We start from the raw sequence: 17,900 nt of genomic DNA, 5'->3' as shown, positions 1-17,900 counted from the left end.
GGTGGCCGGCGACAAGGACGCACAATTGGCCTCGGCTGCGGGGCCCGTGCCCGCCGAGGCTCGGGAGAAGCACGCGCAGCTCGCTGAGCAGATCGAGGAGCACCGCTTCCGGTACTACGTGAAGGACGCGCCGGTCGTCAGCGACGCCGACTTCGACAAACTCCTGCGCGCCCTGGAGGCGTTGGAGGACGAGTATCCCGAGCTGCGCACTCCCGACTCACCGACCCAGAAGGTCGCGGGGGCGTACGAGACGGAGTTCACGGCCGTCCAGCACCGCTCGCGCATGCTCTCCCTCGACAACGCCTTCGACGACGAGGAGCTGGCCGGCTGGGCGGACCGCGTCGCCAAGGAGGTCGGCACCTCCGACCACCACTTCCTGTGCGAGCTGAAGGTCGACGGCCTCGCGGTCAACCTCACGTACGAGCACGGCCGTCTCACGCGCGCGGCGACCCGCGGCGACGGCCGCACGGGCGAGGACATCACGCCCAACGTCCGTACGATCACGGAGATCCCCGACCGTCTCCACGGCGACCGCATCCCGGACCTCGTGGAGATCCGCGGCGAGGTCTACTTCCCGATGGAGAAGTTCGAGGAGCTCAACGCCCGTCTGGTGGAGGCGGGTGACAAGCCCTTCGCCAACCCGCGCAACGCGGCGGCGGGTTCACTCCGCCAGAAGGACCCCCGGATCACCGCGACCCGGCCGCTGCACATGGTCGTCCACGGCATCGGCGCCCTTGAGGGCTTCGACGGCATGAGCCGCCTCTCACAGGCGTACGACCTGCTGCACGCATGGGGCCTGCCGACGACCCGCTACGGCAAGGTGGTCGACGACCTCGACGGCGTACGGGAGTTCATCGCCTACTACGGAGAGAACCGCCACTCCGTGGAGCACGAGATCGACGGCGTGGTCGTCAAGCTCGACGAGATCCCCCTCCAGGGCCGCCTCGGCTCGACCTCCCGCGCACCCCGCTGGGCGATCGCCTGGAAGTACGCGCCGGAGGAGGTCAACACCAAGCTGGTCAACATCCGCGTGGGCGTGGGCCGCACGGGCCGCGTCACTCCGTACGCGCAGGTCGAGCCCGTCACGGTGGCCGGCTCCGAGGTCGAGTTCGCCACGCTGCACAACCAGGACGTGGTGAAGGCCAAGGGCGTCCTCATCGGCGACACCGTGGTGCTCCGCAAGGCCGGAGACGTCATCCCGGAGATCCTCGGCCCGGTCGTCGACCTGCGGGACGGCAGTGAGCGGGAGTTCGTGATGCCCGCCGAGTGCCCCGAGTGCGGCACACCGCTGGCGCCCGCCAAGGAGGGCGACATCGACCTCCGCTGCCCGAACGGCCAGACCTGCCCGGCCCAGTTGCGCGAGCGTCTCTTCTACCTCGGCGGCCGCAAGTCCCTGGACATCGAGAACTTCGGTTACGTCGCCGCCGCCGCGCTCACCAAGCCCCTGGAGCCGGCCGAGCCGCCCCTGAGGGACGAGGGCGACCTCTTCGACCTCACCATCGAGCAGTTGCTGCCCATCAAGGCGTACGTCCTCGACCAGGACAGCGGACTGCCCAAGCGGGACCCGAAGACCGGCGAGGAGAAGATCGCCACGGTCTTCGCCAACCAGGAGGGCGCTCCGAAGAAGAACGCGCTCGCGATGCTGGACTTCATCGCGGCCGCCAAGGAGCGTCCGCTGGCCCGGATCATCACCGGCCTGTCCATCCGGCACGTGGGGCCGGTCGCGGCCGAGGCCCTGGCCCGTGAGTTCCGCTCGATCGACCGCATCCAGCAGGCCACGGAGGAGGAACTGGCCGCCGTCGAGGGCGTCGGGCCCACCATCGCCGCGTCCCTGAAGCAGTGGTTCACGGTGGACTGGCACCAGGAGATCCTCCGCAAGTGGAAGGCCGCCGGCGTCCGCATGGAGGAGGAGAGCTCAGGCGAGGACGAAGGCCCCCGCCCGCTCGAAGGGCTCACGGTCGTCGTCACCGGCACCCTGGAACATCACACCCGCGACGGAGCGAAAGAGGCACTCCAGAGCCGGGGAGCGAAAGTGACCGGTTCTGTTTCGAAGAAGACGGCTTTTGTTGTCGTGGGTGACAATCCCGGATCGAAGTATGACAAGGCAATGCAGCTCAAAGTGCCGGTTCTGAACGAGGAGGGCTTCGCCGTCCTGCTCGAACAAGGACCGGAGGCAGCGGCCGAAGTCGCGCTTCCGATCGAGGAGTAGCGGTTGAAGACCACCCGTTCGGCGCATACCAGATGCATACGGGTGGCCGGGTCGCATTCGGGCAACCGTCGACGACCGCTGCCCGTGGAAGCCTTCTGCGGCCTACTGTTGAGATGTGCGCCTGCCGTGCCCAGCTGCGGTTGGGGCATCCCCTGCTCTTCAGGAGCTCTGGGGAAGGGTTATCAGACGCGGTGCCGTTGAGGGTTAGTCGGGCATCGGGCCGCGTGGCGTGGGCACCGCCGGCTGTGAGAGGGACGGGAATGGAACCGACCGAGAGCGCCGCCCCGGACTCACGGCTGCGCCCACGCTGGGTGACCGGCGTGCGGCGATGGGGGCACCCCTTGCTGGAGCGAAGCCGGGAGTTCGGAGCGGGCCTCAGGGTCGCGCGGCCGACGGGGCGTCCGGGCGGGCAGGTGCGCGCCGCCGGACAGTACAGCTCGGCGGCCGGGAACGGCCCGGGCCGCCTCACCTCCGTCCCCGGATCCCCGTCCCACATCCCGGGCCACGAGTCCGAGAAGCAGATGTCCTGGCCCGCGCTGCCCGCGGCGGTCATCACCTCGGCCGCGTTCGTCCTGGGCGCGGGCTTCTACCGGGCGTTCACCGGGAACCACGCGCTCTTTCCGTCCGGCTCCACCGGCTGGGCGCTCGCGGTCCTGGTCGGCATCATCGTCGGCCACCTGGTCGCGCTCGGCCGTTCCCGCTGGTGGGGCGGTACGGGCTCCGGCGCGGCCCTCACTCTCGCCGTGCTGCTGCTGTACGGCTGGGTGCCCGCCGGGATGGTCAGCCTCACGGTCGTCGTCCTCGTCGGCATAGCCCGTCGGCATCGCTGGCGGCAGGGCGTGCTGCACGGCGCGGTGGACATCCTCGGCATCGGTGCCGGGGCGCTGGTGCTCGCCGTGTTCGGCCGGGTGCCGTCCGTCGAGACGCCCTGGAAACCGGAGACCTGGACCGTTTACACGGCTCCTTCGGTGGTGTTGGTGGCCGGGGCGTATCTCGTGGTCTCCCGCGCGCTGCTCTGGTACCTCCATGCGCCGCGTACGGCCGGACTGCCGACCGTGGCCCGAACAGCCCTGGTCAGACAGGGGCTGGTCGCCGTCGCGCTGCTCGGCATCGCCCCGCTGATCTGCGTCGTCGCGATCGCCCTCCCCGTCCTGCTGCCGCTCTTCTCGGTCCCGCTCATCGCTCTCGACTCAACGCTCTGGATAGCGCGGGCGCGGGCCGAGGAGCAACTGCGTGACCCCCTCACCGGACTGCCCAACCGGCAGTGGCTACTCGAACGGACCTGGCGGGCGCTGGATGACGCCGAACGAATCGGTGCACGTTCCGCTCTGATGCTGATCGATCTCGATCGCTTCAGGGCCGTGAATGACACGCTCGGCCACCTCGCCGGAGACCGGCTGCTGTTGCAGATAGCGGACCGGCTGCGGCTGGCGCTGCCGCGCGGGGCGGAGGCCGCGCGGCTCGGCGGTGACGAGTTCGCCGTGTTACTGCCCATCGTCGACTCGACGACGTCCGCGACGCGGGTCGCCCGCAATCTCGTGACCGCGCTCGGGTCACCGCTCGATCTCGACGGGCTGACGCTCGTCCTGGAGGCCAGCGCCGGGCTCGCAGTCTTCCCCGATCACGCGCTGGACGCGGAGGGGCTGCTGCGGCGGGCGGACGTCGCGATGTACCAGGCGAAGCGCGACCGCACGGGTGTGGAGGTGTACGAGTCCAAGCGGGACTCCAACACCCCCGACCGGCTCGGACTGCTGGGGGACCTGCGGCGGGCGCTCGACGCGGGAGACGTCGAGCTGCACTACCAGCCCAAGGTCCGCTTCGACGGACAGGTGGCGGGCCTGGAGGCACTCGTGCGGTGGGTGCATCCCGAGCGCGGGAAGGTACCGCCGGACGAGTTCATAGCGATCGCCGAGTCGTCCGGGCTGATGCCGCATCTCACCGAGTACGTGCTGGAGACGGCGCTCGCCCAGGTGGCGAGCTGGCGGGCCCGGGGGCTGCGGGTTCCGGTCGCCGTCAATGTGTCACCGCGCGACGTGCACACGCCCGGGTTCGCCGGGTCGGTCGCCGCGCGGCTCGCTCGGCACGGAGTTCCCGCGGGGTCGCTTCAGCTGGAGATAACGGAACACGTGCTGCTCGAAGACCCGCAGCGCGCCGCGGACACCCTGGCGGGGTTGACCGGGCACGGCGTGAAGATGTCGCTCGACGACTTCGGGACCGGGTATTCGTCGCTGGTGCATCTGCGGCGGCTGCCCGTGAGCGAGCTGAAGATCGACCGGTCGTTCGTGGCGCGGCTCGCCGTGGACACCGAGGATGCCGAGATCGTGCGGTGCACCATCGATCTCGCTCACTCGCTCGGGCTGGTGGTCGTCGCCGAGGGAGTCGAGGACGACGAGACGTGGGAGCGGCTCCGGGATCTCGGGTGCGACGCGGTTCAGGGGTGGCTCGTGGCGGCGGCGATGCCTCCGGAGGAGGCCACGGCCTGGCTGCTCGCGCGGGGGTCCCGGGGGTGGCAGCGGCCCAAGGCGGCCTTGCCCGCGGCGTTGCCTGCGGCAGCTGAGGAGTAGTTCTTCGGGTGCGGGTCGGCGGGTCCTTGTTTCCCGCCCGCACCGCCCGTTACTGGTACCTGAGACGTGAAGGTTTCCCGTGGGGCGTCCTCGCCGTCGGTCGCCGTCCGGCCGTCTTGCGGCGGTCCGGGCCGTCGTGCGGCGCGTGACACCCGTACGGCCCATACCGCCCGCATGCGTCCCCCACCGAGCCGTGCCCGGGAAACCGATGTACGGGGATCTCCGTGTGACCCATAGGATTGGGCCAAACCACACTCACTCACCCCTGAGGATCGCTGCATGCCTGGCATCACGCGCGAGGAGGTCGCCCACCTCGCCCGGCTGGCGCGTCTGGAGCTGAAGGGCGAAGAGCTCGACCACTTCGCCGGCCAGCTCGACGACATCATCGGCGCGGTCGCCCGCGTCAGCGAGGTCGCCGACCAAGACGTACCGCCGACCTCCCACCCGCTGCCGCTGACGAACGTCATGCGCGCGGACGAGGTCCGTCCGTCGCTCACCCCCGAGCAGGCGCTCTCCGGCGCCCCGGCCCAGGAGCAGCAGCGTTTCAAGGTGCCGCAGATCCTGGGGGAGGACTAATCACCATGACGGACAGCAACGTCAACATCATCAAGCTCACCGCCGCGGAGATCGCCTCCAGGATCGCCGCGGGCGAGCTCACCGCCGTCGAGGTCACCGAGGCGCACCTCGCGCGCATCGAGGCCGTCGACGAGAAGGTGCACGCCTTCCTGCACGTCGACCGGGACGGGGCGCTCGCCCAGGCCCGTGCCGTCGATGCGAAGCGGGAGAGGGGGGAGAAGCTCGGCCCGCTCGCCGGTGTGCCTCTCGCGCTCAAGGACATCTTCACCACCGAGGGCATCCCGACGACCGTCGGCTCGAAGATCCTCGAAGGCTGGATCCCGCCGTACGACGCGACGCTCACCAAGCGGCTGAAGGCGGCCGACGTCGTCATTCTCGGCAAGACCAACATGGACGAGTTCGCCATGGGGTCCAGCACCGAGAACAGCGCGTACGGGCCCACCGGCAACCCCTGGGACCTGACGAGGATCCCCGGCGGCTCCGGCGGCGGTTCGTCCGCCGCGCTCGCCTCCTACCAGGCGCCCCTCGCCATCGGCACGGACACCGGCGGCTCCATCCGGCAGCCCGCCTCGGTCACCGGCACGGTCGGCGTGAAGCCGACGTACGGCGCCGTCTCGCGGTACGGCATGGTCGCGTTCTCGTCCTCCCTCGACCAGGGCGGGCCCTGCGCCCGTACGGTCCTCGACGCCGCCCTCCTCCACGAGGTCATCGCCGGGCACGACCCCCTCGACTCCACCTCCATCGACGCGCCCGTCCCGGCCGTCGTCGAGGCCGCCCGCAACGGCAGCGTCGAAGGCATGCGCGTCGGCGTCGTCAAGCAGTTCCGCGGCGAGGGCTACCAGGCCGGTGTCGTGCAGCGCTTCGACGAGTCCGTGTCGCTCCTCAAGGAGCTGGGCGCCGAGATCGTCGAGCTGGACTGCCCGTCCTTCGACCTCGCCCTTTCGGCGTACTACCTGATCGCCCCCTCGGAGTGTTCGAGCAACCTCGCCCGCTTCGACGGCCTGCGCTACGGCCTGCGCACCGGCGACGACGGCACGCACTCCGCCGAGGAGGTCACCGCCCTCACCCGTGAGGCGGGCTTCGGCGACGAGGTCAAGCGCCGCATCATGCTCGGCACGTACGCGCTCAGCTCCGGCTACTACGACGCGTACTACGGCAGCGCCCAGAAGGTCCGTACGCTCATCACGCGCGACTTCGAGAAGGCGTTCGAGCAGGTGGACGTGATCGTGTCGCCCACGACGCCGACCACCGCCTTCCCGATCGGCGAGCGCGCCGACGACCCGATGGCGATGTACCTCGCGGACCTGTGCACCATTCCGACGAACCTCGCGGGCAACGCCGCGATGTCGCTGCCCTGCGGTCTCGCGCCGGAGGACAACCTGCCCGTGGGCCTGCAGATCATCGCCCCCGCGATGCAGGACGACCGCCTTTACAAGGTGGGAGCCGCCGTCGAGGCCGCGTTCGTGGAACGCTGGGGGCACCCGCTGATCGAGGAGGCTCCGTCGTTGTGAGTGCCACGGCCGCCAAGGCAAAGAACTTCAAGAAGTCGAAGAAGGGGCTGTACCTGTCGCTCGGCAGTACAGCGTTCGGCGCGATCAGTGTCGCCAAGCAGGCCAAGCTGGCCCGCAGTGACGGGGACACCCTGAGGCTCATCGACGCCGCCGTATCCGCCGCCGCCATCGTCACCGGCCTGGCGATCATCTACCGGGAGCTCAAGCGCCTCGGTGACGACGACGTCCTGCTGGGCTGAGAGGGAAAGTTTCACCGTGACTGTCACGACTGACCTGGTGTCGTACGAGGACGCGCTGGCGTCGTACGACCCCGTCATGGGCCTCGAAGTCCATGTCGAACTCGGCACCAAGACCAAGATGTTCTGCGGCTGCTCCACCGAGCTGGGCGCCGAGCCCAACTCACAGGCCTGCCCGACCTGCCTCGGCATGCCCGGCGCGCTGCCGGTCGTCAACGCGATCGGCGTCGAGTCCGCGATCAAGATCGGTCTCGCGCTGCACTGCGAGATCGCCGAGTGGTGCCGCTTCGCCCGGAAGAACTACTTCTATCCGGACATGCCGAAGAACTTCCAGACCTCCCAGTACGACGAGCCGATCGCCTTCAACGGCTATCTGGACGTCCAGCTGGAGGACGGCGAGGTCTTCCGCGTGGAGATCGAGCGCGCCCACATGGAGGAGGACACCGGCAAGTCGCTGCACGTCGGCGGCGCGACCGGCCGTATCCACGGCGCCTCGCACTCGCTGCTCGACTACAACCGCGCCGGTATCCCGCTCATCGAGATCGTCACCAAGCCGATCGAGGGCGCCGGCGAGCGCGCTCCCGAGGTCGCCAAGGCGTACGTCGCCGAGCTGCGCGAGCTCATCAAGGCGCTCGGTGTCTCGGAAGCCCGCATGGAGCAGGGCCAGATGCGCTGCGACGTGAACCTTTCGCTGCGCCCGCACGGCCGCGAGAAGTTCGGCACCCGGAGCGAGACCAAGAACGTCAACTCGCTGCGGTCCGTCGAGCGCGCCGCCCGCTTCGAGATCCAGCGGCACGCCGCGGTTCTCGGCAGCGGCGGAACGATCATCCAGGAGACCCGCCACTTCCACGAGGACACCGGGTCCACGACCTCGGGCCGCGTGAAGGAGGAGGCGGAGGACTACCGGTACTTCCCGGAGCCCGACCTCGTTCCCGTCGCCCCGTCCCGCGAGTGGGTCGAGGAGCTGCGCGCGGGCCTGCCCGAGCAGCCGCTGGCCCGGCGCAACCGGCTGCGCGAGGAGTGGGGCATCACCGCCCACGACATGCAGTCGATCCTCAACGCCGGTGCGATCGACTCCATCGTCGCCACCATCGCGGCGGGCGCCGACGCGGCCTCCGCCCGTAAGTGGTGGATGGGCGAACTGGCCCGTACGGCCAACGAGTCGGGCGTGTCCCTGGACGCGCTGGCCATCGCGCCCGAGCAGGTCGCCCGGGTTACCGCCCTGGTCAACGAGGGCTCCCTCAACGACAAGCTGGCCCGCCAGGTCATCGAGGGCGTCCTCAAGGGCGAGGGCACCCCGGACGAGGTCGTCGAGAAGCGCGGTCTGAAGGTCGTCTCCGACGAGGGCGCCCTGACGACGGCCGTCGAGGAGGCCATCGCCGGCAACGCGGCCATCGCGGACAAGATCCGCGGGGGCAAGGTCGCCGCGGTCGGCGCCCTCGTGGGCGCGGTCATGAAGGCCACGCGCGGGCAGGCCGACGCGGCCCGCGTGAAGGAGCTCATCCTGGAGAAGCTGGGCGTCGAGGGCTGAGCCCTGAACGCCGTGGAGGTCTCGTGCGTACAAGTCTCTGAGGCCGCTCACTCCTACCACGTGTAGGTCGATCGGGGGGTGCATCGGGACCGATGCACCCCCCATTGGCGTGTCTGCGGACATCGTGCGGGGCGACAGAGTTCATTTGATTGTCGTGTGAACTGCCTCGCACTCCTGTGAGTAAACCCACGAATGAGGCCAACGATCACTTTCGGCTGCAAGAGTGATAACGAATTGGTCATGCGTTCTTTGCGGGCAGTTCCCGATAAAGATCCACATAACACCCAGGGAGCTCGTCCGTGGCAGCTCTAGCACGTTGGTGTGTCCAGCACCGCCTCGTCGCCGTACTGCTCTGGCTCCTTGCCTTCGGCGGGATCACCGCCGCCGCTGCCGTCACCGGAACCGCGTACTCGAACGACTACGAGGCGCCGGGCACCGAATCGGGCCGCGCCAGTCAGCTCCTCCAGGACGGTTTCCCCGGCCTCGGCGGCGACAGCGACACCGTTGTCTGGCACACCACCTCCGGCACGGTCCGTGCCGCGGACGTCGAGCAGACCATGAGCCACACCCTCGACGAGATCGCCGACCTGCCCGGAGTGGCCGCGGTCGCCAGCCCGTACAAGGGCCACGGCGCGGACCAGATCAGCGGCGACGGACGTACGGCCTACGCCACCGTGACCTTCGAGGACCCGGCCGAGGACATCGACGAGGGCGAGGCCACGGCCGTCGTCGACACCGCGAGGGCCGCCGGGACGGACGGACTCCAGGTGGAGCTGGGCGGCCAGGCCGTCGCCCTCACCGAGTCGTCGGGCGGCCACATCGCCGAGGTCGTCGGCGTGATCGTCGCCGCCGTGGTCCTCTTCCTCGCCTTCGGCTCCCTCGCCGCCTCGCTGCTGCCCATCGCCACGGCCCTGGTCAGCGTCGGCACGGCGTACGCCGGGATCGCGCTCCTCGGGCACGCGATGACCGTCGCCGACTTCGCGCCGATGCTCGGCATGCTGATCGGACTCGGCGTCGGCATCGACTACGCGCTGTTCATAGTCACCAGACACCGACGCGGCCTGAAACGCGGACTGTCCGTCGAGGAGGCCGCACGGAACGCGGTCGCCACCACCGGGCGCGCGGTCGTCTTCGCCGGCGCCACCGTCTGTATCGCCCTGCTCGGCATGCTCATACTGCGGCTCGGCTTCCTCAACGGCGTCGCGATCGCCGCGTCCCTGACCGTGGTCCTCACCGTCGCGGCCTCCGTGACCCTGCTGCCCGCGCTGCTCTCCTTCATCGGCATGCGCGCCCTCAGCCGCCGTGAGCGCCGCCGCCTGGACGAACACGGCCCCCAGCCGGAGATCCCCACCGGGCTCGCCGCACGCTGGTCCGCCTTCGTCGAGAAGCACCCCAAACTCCTCGGCGGCGTCGCCCTTGCCGTCATGGCCCTGCTCGCGCTCCCGACGTTCTCCCTGCACCTGGGCACCTCCGACCAGGGCAACAACCCGGAAACGGCCACCACACGGCAGGCGTACGACCTGCTCGCGGAGGGCTTCGGACCCGGACTGAACGGGCCGCTGACCCTCGTCACACACGTCGACGGCGCCCAGGACCGGGTCGCCCTCGACAACCTCGACGCCACGCTCAGAGCGACCGAGGGCGTCCGGACGGCGACCCCGGTGACGTACAACAACGCTGGCGACACCGCCTACCTCAGCGTCGTACCGACGTCCTCGCCGCAGTCCGAACGGACCAGCGACCTCGTCGACCGGCTGCGCGACGACGTGCTGCCGCAGGCCGAGAGGGGGACCACGCTCGACCTCCAGGTCGGCGGCATGACCGCCTCGTACGACGACTTCGCCGATGTCATCGTCGGCAAACTGCCCCTCTTCGTGGGCGTCGTCATCGGCCTCGGCTGCGTCCTGCTGCTGCTCGCCTTCCGATCCATCGGCATCCCCCTGAAGGCCGCCGCGATGAACATCGCGGCCGTCACCGCCTCCTTCGGAGTCGTCGTCGCGATCTTCCAGTGGGGCTGGGGCAGCGAGCTGCTGGGCCTCGGCCGCGCAGGCCCGATCGAACCATTCCTGCCCGTGATCATGGTCTCCGTGCTCTTCGGACTCTCCATGGACTACCAGGTGTTCCTGGTCAGCAGGATGTACGAGGAGTGGCTGGAGACCGGCGACAACCGGCGGGCCGTCCGCGTGGGCCTCGCCGAGACCAGCCGGGTGATCAACTCCGCCGCCGTGATCATGATCTCGGTCTTCCTGGCCTTCGTGCTCAGTGGCGACCGCGTCATCGCGATGTTCGGCATAGCGCTCGCCGCGGCCGTCGCCCTCGACGCCTTCGTGCTGCGTACGCTCCTGGTGCCGGCCCTGATGCACATGCTGGGCGGCGCCAACTGGTGGCTGCCCCGCTGGCTCGACCGGCGCCTGCCGCGCATCAGCATCGAGCCGCCGGAAATCCGTACCGTCGACGCGGAGGGCCGTGCGAGGATCCCGGGGGCGCGCGAGGACGCGCTCGTGGAGGTTCTCGTGAAGGAGCAGCAGCAGGATGTACGCGATATCCCTGGGTGACGACGGCGCCGAGCTGCGACCCCTGGAGCCGTGGCACGCGGAGGAGTTCCTGGCGCACCTGGACCGGGGGCGCGAGTTCATCGGGCAGCACATTCCGTTCGGGACCAAGGCCGTCGACGTCGACTCCGCGAGGGAGCTCCTTCAGGCGTACGCCGACAAGCGCGCCACCGACACCGGCAGCCTGCACGGGCTGTGGCTGGAGGGGAAGCTGGTCGGCGGTGTGCTGTTCCTCCACTTCGACGCCGAGCGGGGCACCTGCGAGGTCGGCTGCTGGCTGGAGCCGGCCGGCGCGGGACGCGGACTGGTCACGCGCGCCATGCGGATCCTCATCGACTGGGCGGTCGAGGAGCGGGGCATCCACCGCGTGGAGTGGCAGGCGTCGTCCGCCAACGAACCGAGCATCAACGTGGCGCGGCGGCTGGGCATGAACCGCGACGGGGTGCTCCGGGAGAGCTTCCCGTACCGGGGCGTACGCCAGAACCTCGAAGTGTGGTCGGTGCTCGCGCCCGAGTGGCGTGCCGCACGCGCGCGTGCCTGGAAGTGACGTCCGTACCGGTGGCCTCCCGGCAGTGATGTCGGCGGTCGGGACGTTGGCGTACGGCCGCCGAGTAAGGCGAAAAACCGCCCGGCGCGTGAGGATCTTGGGATCTTAAAGAAATTCTCAGACAGCGTCCGTACGGTGCGGAGCATGGGAACCAAGACAGAGGACGAAGCCGGAACCAAGACCGGCACCGAGGTACAGCGCGACGAGGAGGCCGTGGAGCTCAAGAAGGGCGAGGAGACGGCCGCGATCGGGGAGGTCGAGGAGGCCGAGGCCGCCGAGGCGGGTGACGACCAGGCCGACTCCGAGGTCCTCGGCGAGGACGAGGACGACGAGGCCGTGGTCGCGGCCGAGCGCGGTTCCGGCGTGGGCCTGGGTGCTGCCGCCGTCGTATCCGCCGGACTGGGCGTGGTCTCGCTGACCGGCAGCTGGGTAGGCACCATCGCGCAGGCGCGCGACTCGCTGTACGGCCAGCTGGAGACCGCGCAGAGCGCCGGTGTGGCCGAGCAGATCAAGCAGGTCTACGCCGACTCCTGGAACGCCAACGCGCTGGTCGCCGGGTTCTTCGCGCTGGCCGCGCTGATCGTCGGCGTCGTGGTGCTGGTCCGGCCCGCGTTCGGCAACCCCGACCGGATCCCGGCCCAGGCCCCGTGGGTCAAGTCGGTCGCCTGGGCGGGTGTCGCGCTCGGCGTCGTCGGCCTCCTGCTGGCCGCGCTCAAGTACTCCGACATCCTGCTCGGCATGCCGTCCACGAGCTGAAAACCGCACGTCTGAGGGGCCTTAGTCCCGCCGTAGGCCACTTACGGCGGGACTAAGGCCCTTCCTGCGCCCAAGATGCGGAACTCTCCCGATGTGGCGCACCCCCCTTGGAGACGAAGGTTGAGGCATCGCAACAGAGCGAAGCCGGAAACAACACTTCACGAGGGGTACGAGATGTTCGAGTACGAGCTCCAGCAGATCCGCACCGCGGAGATGATCCGCGAGGCCGACAACTACCGACTGGTCCGCGAGGCCGTCCGCGGCCGCCGTGCCGCCAGGCGCGAGGCCGCGCGGTCCGGCCGCGACGACAGTGAGGGGCGGGTGCATAGCCGGCGCCACCGCACACCCCGGTCCGCACGCGTCGCGTGAGCACCGGGGCGGGGGAGGGCGGCCGCACGGGGGTCGGCCGCCCTCACCGGGACGGAGCCACCGTGACCGCCCTCCCGACCGCGAACACACCCTCCGAAACCACGGGCCCGTCCGCAGCCGCGGCCGGGCCCGAGGTCTTGAGGGGGGCTGACACGGCGTGCGGCCCCGGGGCTGTGGGCGGGCCCGAGGCTTTGGGCGGACCTGAAGGCATGGGCGGGCGCGGAGCGGCGGGTGAGCGCGAGGCCGCGAGCAGGCTCGTAGCCGTGGGCAGGCCCGAGGCTGCGGGCGGGGCCGAGGTCGCGGGTAGGCCTGAGGTCGTGGGCGGGGCGCAGGTCGCGGGTAGGCCCGAGGTCGTCGGTGGGCTTGTGGGCGTGCGCAGGGACGAAGGTCTGGGCCGGGCAGAAGTCGCGGGCCTGCCCGCGATAACCAGTGCCGTTGTGTCAGAGCCCTGTGCGATGCTCGGCGCTGTGGAGACCAGGTCCGTCAGTCCGGTCTTCGTCGGCAGGGCCGACGAACTGGGCGTGCTGAACGACGCGCTCGCCCGCGCCGCCGCGGGCGAGCCGCAGGCGTTGCTGCTCGGCGGTGAGGCCGGCGTCGGAAAGACCCGGCTCATCGAGGAGTTCGCCACCGCGGCCTGTCGCGAGGGGGCAGTCGTGGCGCTCGGCGGCTGCGTCGAGATCGGCGCCGACGGCCTGCCCTTCGCCCCCTTCTCCACCGCGCTGCGCGCCCTGCGCCGCCACCTGCCCGACGAACTGGCCGCCGCGGCCGCGGGGCAGGAGGAGGAACTGGCCCGGCTGCTGCCCGAGTTGGGCGACACCTCACGCGGGCGGCACGACGAGGACGGCATGGCCCGCCTCTTCGAGCTCACCGTCCGGCTGCTGGAGCGCGTCGCCGCCGACCGCCCGGTCGTCGTCCTCCTGGAGGACCTGCACTGGGCCGACGCCTCGACCCGCCACCTCCTCGCCTACCTCTTCCGTACGCTCCGCAGCGGCCGCCTCCTCGTCGTCGCCACCTACCGCGCCGACGACATCCACCGCCGCCACCCGCTGCGCCCCCTGCTCGCCGAACTCGACCGGCTGCGCACCGTCCGCCGTATCGAACTCGGCCGTTTCAGCCGCGCGGAGGTCGGCCGCCAGATCGCCGGAATCATCGCCTCGGAACCCGACCCGACCCGGGTCGACGAGATCTTCACGCGCTCCGACGGGAACGCGTTCTTCGTCGAGGAACTGGCCGTGGCCGCCAACGACGGCTGCCGCACCGGCCTCACCGACTCCCTGCGCGACCTGCTCCTCGTCCGCGTCGAGAGCCTGCCCGAGAGCTCCCAGCGGGTCGCCCGGATCGTCGCCGAGGGCGGCTCCACCGTGGAGTACCGGCTGCTCGCCGCCGTGGCACGGCTCTCCGAGGACGACCTCATCGAGGCACTGCGGGCCGCCGTCGGCGCCAACATCCTGCTCGCGACGCCCGACGGTGACGGCTACCGCTTCCGCCACTCCCTGGTGCGCGAGGCCGTGGGCGACGACCTGCTGCCCGGCGAGCGCTCCCGCCTCAACCGCCGGTACGCGGAAGCGCTGGAGGCCGACCCCACGCTCGTCCCGGCCGACGAGCGAGCCGCCCGCCTGGCCAGCCACTGGTACCACGCGCACGACGCGGCCAAGGCCCTGCCCGCCGTCCTCGACGCCTCCGTCGCGGCCCGCCGCCGGCACGCCTACTCGGAGCAACTGCGGCTCCTGGAGCGGGCGATGGAGCTCTGGGACACGGCCCCCGACTCCGTACGCGCCGAACTGCGGCCCGTCGACTACACCGAGGTCTATCCTCCGTGCGGCTGTGACCCGGCCACCACGCCGCTGCGCTACCTCGACCTGATGGCCGAGGCCGCCGTAGCGGGCCGGTTCTGCGGGGAGCGCGAGCGTGCCCTGAAGATCACCAAGCGGGCCCTGCACCTCCTGGAGGACGAGGACGATCCGCTGCGCGCGGCCTGGTTCTGGATCCAGCGCTCCCGTCTCATCGAGGCGGTGGCCCGCGGGGACGGGTGGAAGGAACTCGCCACCGCCCAGGAGCTGGTGCGAGGGCTCCCGCCGTCCGAGGTGCACGCCGACGTCCTCGCCAATGTCGCCAACTGGTCGATGATGCACAGGCCGGGGCCGGAAGCCCTCCTGGCCGCCGAGCGCGCGGTGGAGTACGCCCGGATGGTGGGCGCCCGCGACATCGAGCTGAACGCACGGCTCACTCTGGGCGGCCTCCTCGTCGAGTCCGGCGACATCGAGGCGGGACTCGCCGAGGTGCACGAGGTCAAGGAGCGGGCCGGGGAGATCGGCGCCGCCTATGTGGTGGGCCGCGCCCATGTGAACCTGCCCTCCCACCTGGAGGGCATCGGCCGCTCCCAGGACGCCGTCCCTATCCTTGAGGAAGGGGTCGAACTCGCCCGCAGACTCGGTCTGTTGGACACCGAGGCCTGGGTGTGGGGCAATCTCGCCGAGTCCCTCTTCTCCCTGGGCCGCTGGGACGAGGCGGGGGCGGCCGGCTTCAACTCGGACCGTGTCGGCCAGAGCGCCAAGCCCCGCGGCTTCCGCACCACCCTCCACGCCCATCTCGCGCGCGCCCGGGGCGACCTGCCCGAGGCCGGCCGCCAACTGGCCGCCGCGCGGGAGCACTTCGGCACCCACGACACCGTGCCCCAGCACGCGCTGCCGCTGACCACCCTCGCGATCGGCATAGCCGCCGACGAGGGCCGTCTCCTCGACGCCCGTGCCGAACTGGACGAGGCCCTGAACACCGGCTTCCCGCCGGGCACCCAGCGTTACGCCTGGCCCCTGCTGCTCGCCGCCGCGACCGCGGAGGCCGACGCCCGCGGACTGCCCGTCGCCGAACCGGGCCGCCCCGACGTCCTGGAACGCTTGCGCAAGGCCGCCAAGTCCCTCGCCACGAACGTGCCCGTCTGGCAAGCCCACGAGCACTGGGTGCGCGCCGAACTGCTGCGCGCCGAGGGCCGGGACACCCCTGACGAGTGGTCCGAGGCGGTCACCGCCTTCGAACCCCTTGAGCGTCCGTACGACCTCGCCCGGGTACGGCACCGGCTCGCGGAGGCCCTGCTGGCCTCCGGAGGCGGTGAGGAGGAACGGGATCGCGCCACGGAACTGCTGCGGCTGGCCCGCGCCGTGGCCGACCACCTCGGCGCGCGCCCGCTCGCCGATGCCGTCGCCCTGCTCGCCCAGCGCGCCCGCCTCACCCTCGCCCGCGCTCCCGAGCGGTCCGCCCCCGCTCCCGCCGACCCGGTCGAGGCGCTCGGCCTGACCAGCCGCGAGCGCGACGTCCTCCGTCTGGTCGCGGCCGGCCGCAGCAACCGCCAGATCGCCGAGGAGCTCTTCATCTCCCCGAAGACGGCCAGCGTCCACGTCTCCAACATCCTCGGCAAGCTCAACGTCTCCGGCCGCGGCGAGGCGGCCGCGCTCGCACACCGGATGCGGCTGTTCCCGCCCCACCCGGCCGGCGCCCGGACGGCCGGGTGAGATCCACGCTGACAGGGGTACGCAGACGGATCCACCCAGTGGGATCCACGCCGTGAGGTCTACGCTGTAAGAGACCCAGGGTCGAGGGAGGCACCGTGTTCAACATGATCGAGGAGCTCTTCGCACCAGGCCGCAAGCACACCGACGAGGAACGCAAGCGGCTGGAACTGACCCGCGTCGACCTGAACGACGGAGACCCCGGACGAGGCCCGATAGACCTCGCCTCCGGCAAGGTGACCGTCCGCCTGCCGAACCAGGCCGAGTCGGACCCAGGCCCCGCCGCGGACCCGGCCACGGACCCAGCCCCAGGCCCGGCCCCCGAGGACGCTCCCGAATAGGCGCCCCCGCTTTCGAGTGTCCTATGTGACCTCCAGCTCCAGAATCTTGTCGTCCCCCGACTCCGGGGTGCCCCGGCCGTCCGTCTCGCTCGTCATCAGCCACAGCTTGTTGCCGCCCGCCGAGACCACCGTGCGCAGTCGGCCGTAGTCGCCCTCCAGGAAGGCCTGGGGATCCGCCGACTCCTCCGTGCCGTTGAGCGGGATGCGCCACAGCCGCTTGCCGCGCAGCCCCGCCATCCAGATCGAGCCCTCCGCGTAGGCGATGCCGCTGGGGGAGGCCTCGTCGGTGCTCCACTGGTCGATCGGGTTGTGGTACTTGGAGTCGTCGGACCGGCCCTCCGCCTCCGGCCAGCCGTAGTTGTCGCCCGGCTTGATGTGGTTCAGCTCGTCCCAGGTGTCCTGGCCGAACTCGGAGGCGAACAGGCGCTGCTTGGAGTCCCAGGCCAGGCCCTGCACATTGCGATGGCCGTACGAGTAGACCGGCGAGTCGAACGGGTTGCCCGGGGCCGGCTCGCCCTCCGGGGTCAGACGGAGGATCTTGCCGCCGGTGGACTTCTTGTCCTGGGCCAGCTCGGTCACGTAGGTCTCGCCCGTGCCCACGTACAGCATCTTGTCCGGGCCGAAGGCGATCCGGCCGCCGTTGTGGTTGGTGCCCTTCGGGATACCCCTGAACACCGTGTCGGGAGCGCCCAGCTGCTCACCGGCCGGCTTCTTCGCGTCGTACAGCATGCGCACGATGCGGTTGTCCGAGTCCGAGGTGAAGTACGCGTAGACCATGTGGTCCGATGCGTACGAAGGGGAGAGGGCCAGGCCCATCAGGCCGCCCTCGCCGGCGGGGGCGACTCCGGGCACGGAGCCCACCTCGGTCTTCTTCCCGGTCTTCTCGTCGACCCGGGTGATCGTCCCCTCGTCCCGCGAGGACACCAGGAGGCCGCCCTCGGGGAGTGGCGCCAGGCCCCAGGGGGTCTTCAGACCCTCGGTGACGGTCCGCACGACCTTCACGGAGCCCTTGGCGGGCGGGGTCTCCTCGGCCGCCTGCCCGGAGGCCGGGGCCGAGGCGCCGGGCTCCGAGCTGCTCGGAGACGTGCTCCCGCCGCCGCCCGACTCCTCCCCGTCCCCCGAGGAGCACCCGGCCGTCACCAGGAGCGTGGCCGCGGCCAACATGGCCGTCACAGCTCGACGTTGCACGATCTGGATCCCTTCGA

The 17,900-nt window shown here is 70.8% G+C and carries 13 protein-coding genes; 12 read left to right on the top strand and 1 reads right to left on the bottom strand.

The genetic code is table 11. From position 1 onward, the window contains the following. Position 1 precedes the first annotated feature (1 nt). From ligA to ACZ5VQ_RS34580, 12 genes are all read left to right on the top strand, one after another. The gene (ligA, locus tag ACZ5VQ_RS34635; protein ID WP_469108397.1) at positions 2–2,209 is read left to right on the top strand and encodes an NAD-dependent DNA ligase LigA; all 2,208 of its coding nucleotides are present in this window, start codon (positions 2–4) and stop codon (positions 2,207–2,209) included. A 260-nt stretch (positions 2,210–2,469) separates the two neighbouring features. Then, on the top strand, positions 2,470–4,773 hold the full coding sequence (locus ACZ5VQ_RS34630) for a putative bifunctional diguanylate cyclase/phosphodiesterase (protein WP_469108396.1): 2,304 nt from the start codon (positions 2,470–2,472) through the stop codon (positions 4,771–4,773). A gap of 279 nt (positions 4,774–5,052) precedes the next feature. Beyond that, positions 5,053–5,349 (top strand): Asp-tRNA(Asn)/Glu-tRNA(Gln) amidotransferase subunit GatC, encoded by a 297-nt coding sequence (gene gatC, locus ACZ5VQ_RS34625; RefSeq protein ID WP_015036350.1) that lies wholly within the window; start codon positions 5,053–5,055, stop codon positions 5,347–5,349. 5 nt (positions 5,350–5,354) lie between these two features. Next, positions 5,355–6,860 carry an Asp-tRNA(Asn)/Glu-tRNA(Gln) amidotransferase subunit GatA gene (gatA, locus tag ACZ5VQ_RS34620; protein WP_469108395.1) on the top strand — a complete coding sequence of 502 codons (1,506 nt, stop codon included), beginning with the start codon at positions 5,355–5,357 and terminating at the stop codon, positions 6,858–6,860. Continuing rightward, positions 6,857–7,099, top strand: a complete 243-nt coding sequence (locus tag ACZ5VQ_RS34615) for a hypothetical protein (protein WP_398896408.1) — start codon at positions 6,857–6,859, stop codon at positions 7,097–7,099. The genes gatA and ACZ5VQ_RS34615 overlap by 4 nt, the downstream gene beginning before the upstream one ends. 16 nt (positions 7,100–7,115) lie before the next feature. Next, complete coding sequence (gene gatB, locus ACZ5VQ_RS34610; RefSeq protein ID WP_469108394.1) at positions 7,116–8,627, top strand: Asp-tRNA(Asn)/Glu-tRNA(Gln) amidotransferase subunit GatB; 1,512 nt, start codon at positions 7,116–7,118, stop codon at positions 8,625–8,627. 299 nt (positions 8,628–8,926) lie between these two features. After that, positions 8,927–11,182 carry an MMPL family transporter gene (locus ACZ5VQ_RS34605; RefSeq protein WP_469108393.1) on the top strand — a complete coding sequence of 752 codons (2,256 nt, stop codon included), beginning with the start codon at positions 8,927–8,929 and terminating at the stop codon, positions 11,180–11,182. Continuing rightward, on the top strand, positions 11,160–11,726 hold the full coding sequence (locus tag ACZ5VQ_RS34600; protein ID WP_362075460.1) for a GNAT family N-acetyltransferase: 567 nt from the start codon (positions 11,160–11,162) through the stop codon (positions 11,724–11,726). The genes ACZ5VQ_RS34605 and ACZ5VQ_RS34600 overlap by 23 nt, the downstream gene beginning before the upstream one ends. A 144-nt stretch (positions 11,727–11,870) precedes the next feature. Continuing rightward, positions 11,871–12,482 (top strand): hypothetical protein, encoded by a 612-nt coding sequence (locus ACZ5VQ_RS34595; RefSeq protein ID WP_469108392.1) that lies wholly within the window; start codon positions 11,871–11,873, stop codon positions 12,480–12,482. A gap of 174 nt (positions 12,483–12,656) precedes the next feature. Continuing rightward, positions 12,657–12,851 carry a hypothetical protein gene (locus ACZ5VQ_RS34590; protein WP_143640578.1) on the top strand — a complete coding sequence of 65 codons (195 nt, stop codon included), beginning with the start codon at positions 12,657–12,659 and terminating at the stop codon, positions 12,849–12,851. A gap of 455 nt (positions 12,852–13,306) precedes the next feature. Next, on the top strand, positions 13,307–16,357 hold the full coding sequence (locus ACZ5VQ_RS34585) for a helix-turn-helix transcriptional regulator (protein ID WP_469108453.1): 3,051 nt from the start codon (positions 13,307–13,309) through the stop codon (positions 16,355–16,357). Positions 16,358–16,461: 104 nt separating this feature from the next. Then, a complete protein-coding gene (locus tag ACZ5VQ_RS34580) occupies positions 16,462–16,695 on the top strand; it encodes a DUF6191 domain-containing protein (protein WP_469108452.1) in 234 nt (77 codons plus the stop codon). Positions 16,696–16,716: 21 nt separating this feature from the next. On the opposite strand, the gene ACZ5VQ_RS34575 is transcribed toward ACZ5VQ_RS34580, so the two are convergent. Beyond that, positions 16,717–17,859, bottom strand: a complete 1,143-nt coding sequence (locus tag ACZ5VQ_RS34575; RefSeq protein WP_469108451.1) for a PQQ-dependent sugar dehydrogenase — start codon at positions 17,857–17,859, stop codon at positions 16,717–16,719. Between the last annotated feature and the right edge of the window lie 41 nt (positions 17,860–17,900).

The organism is Streptomyces sp. NPDC033178 (assembly GCF_055577685.1).
This window is presented reverse-complemented; position numbering and strand designations above follow the sequence as displayed.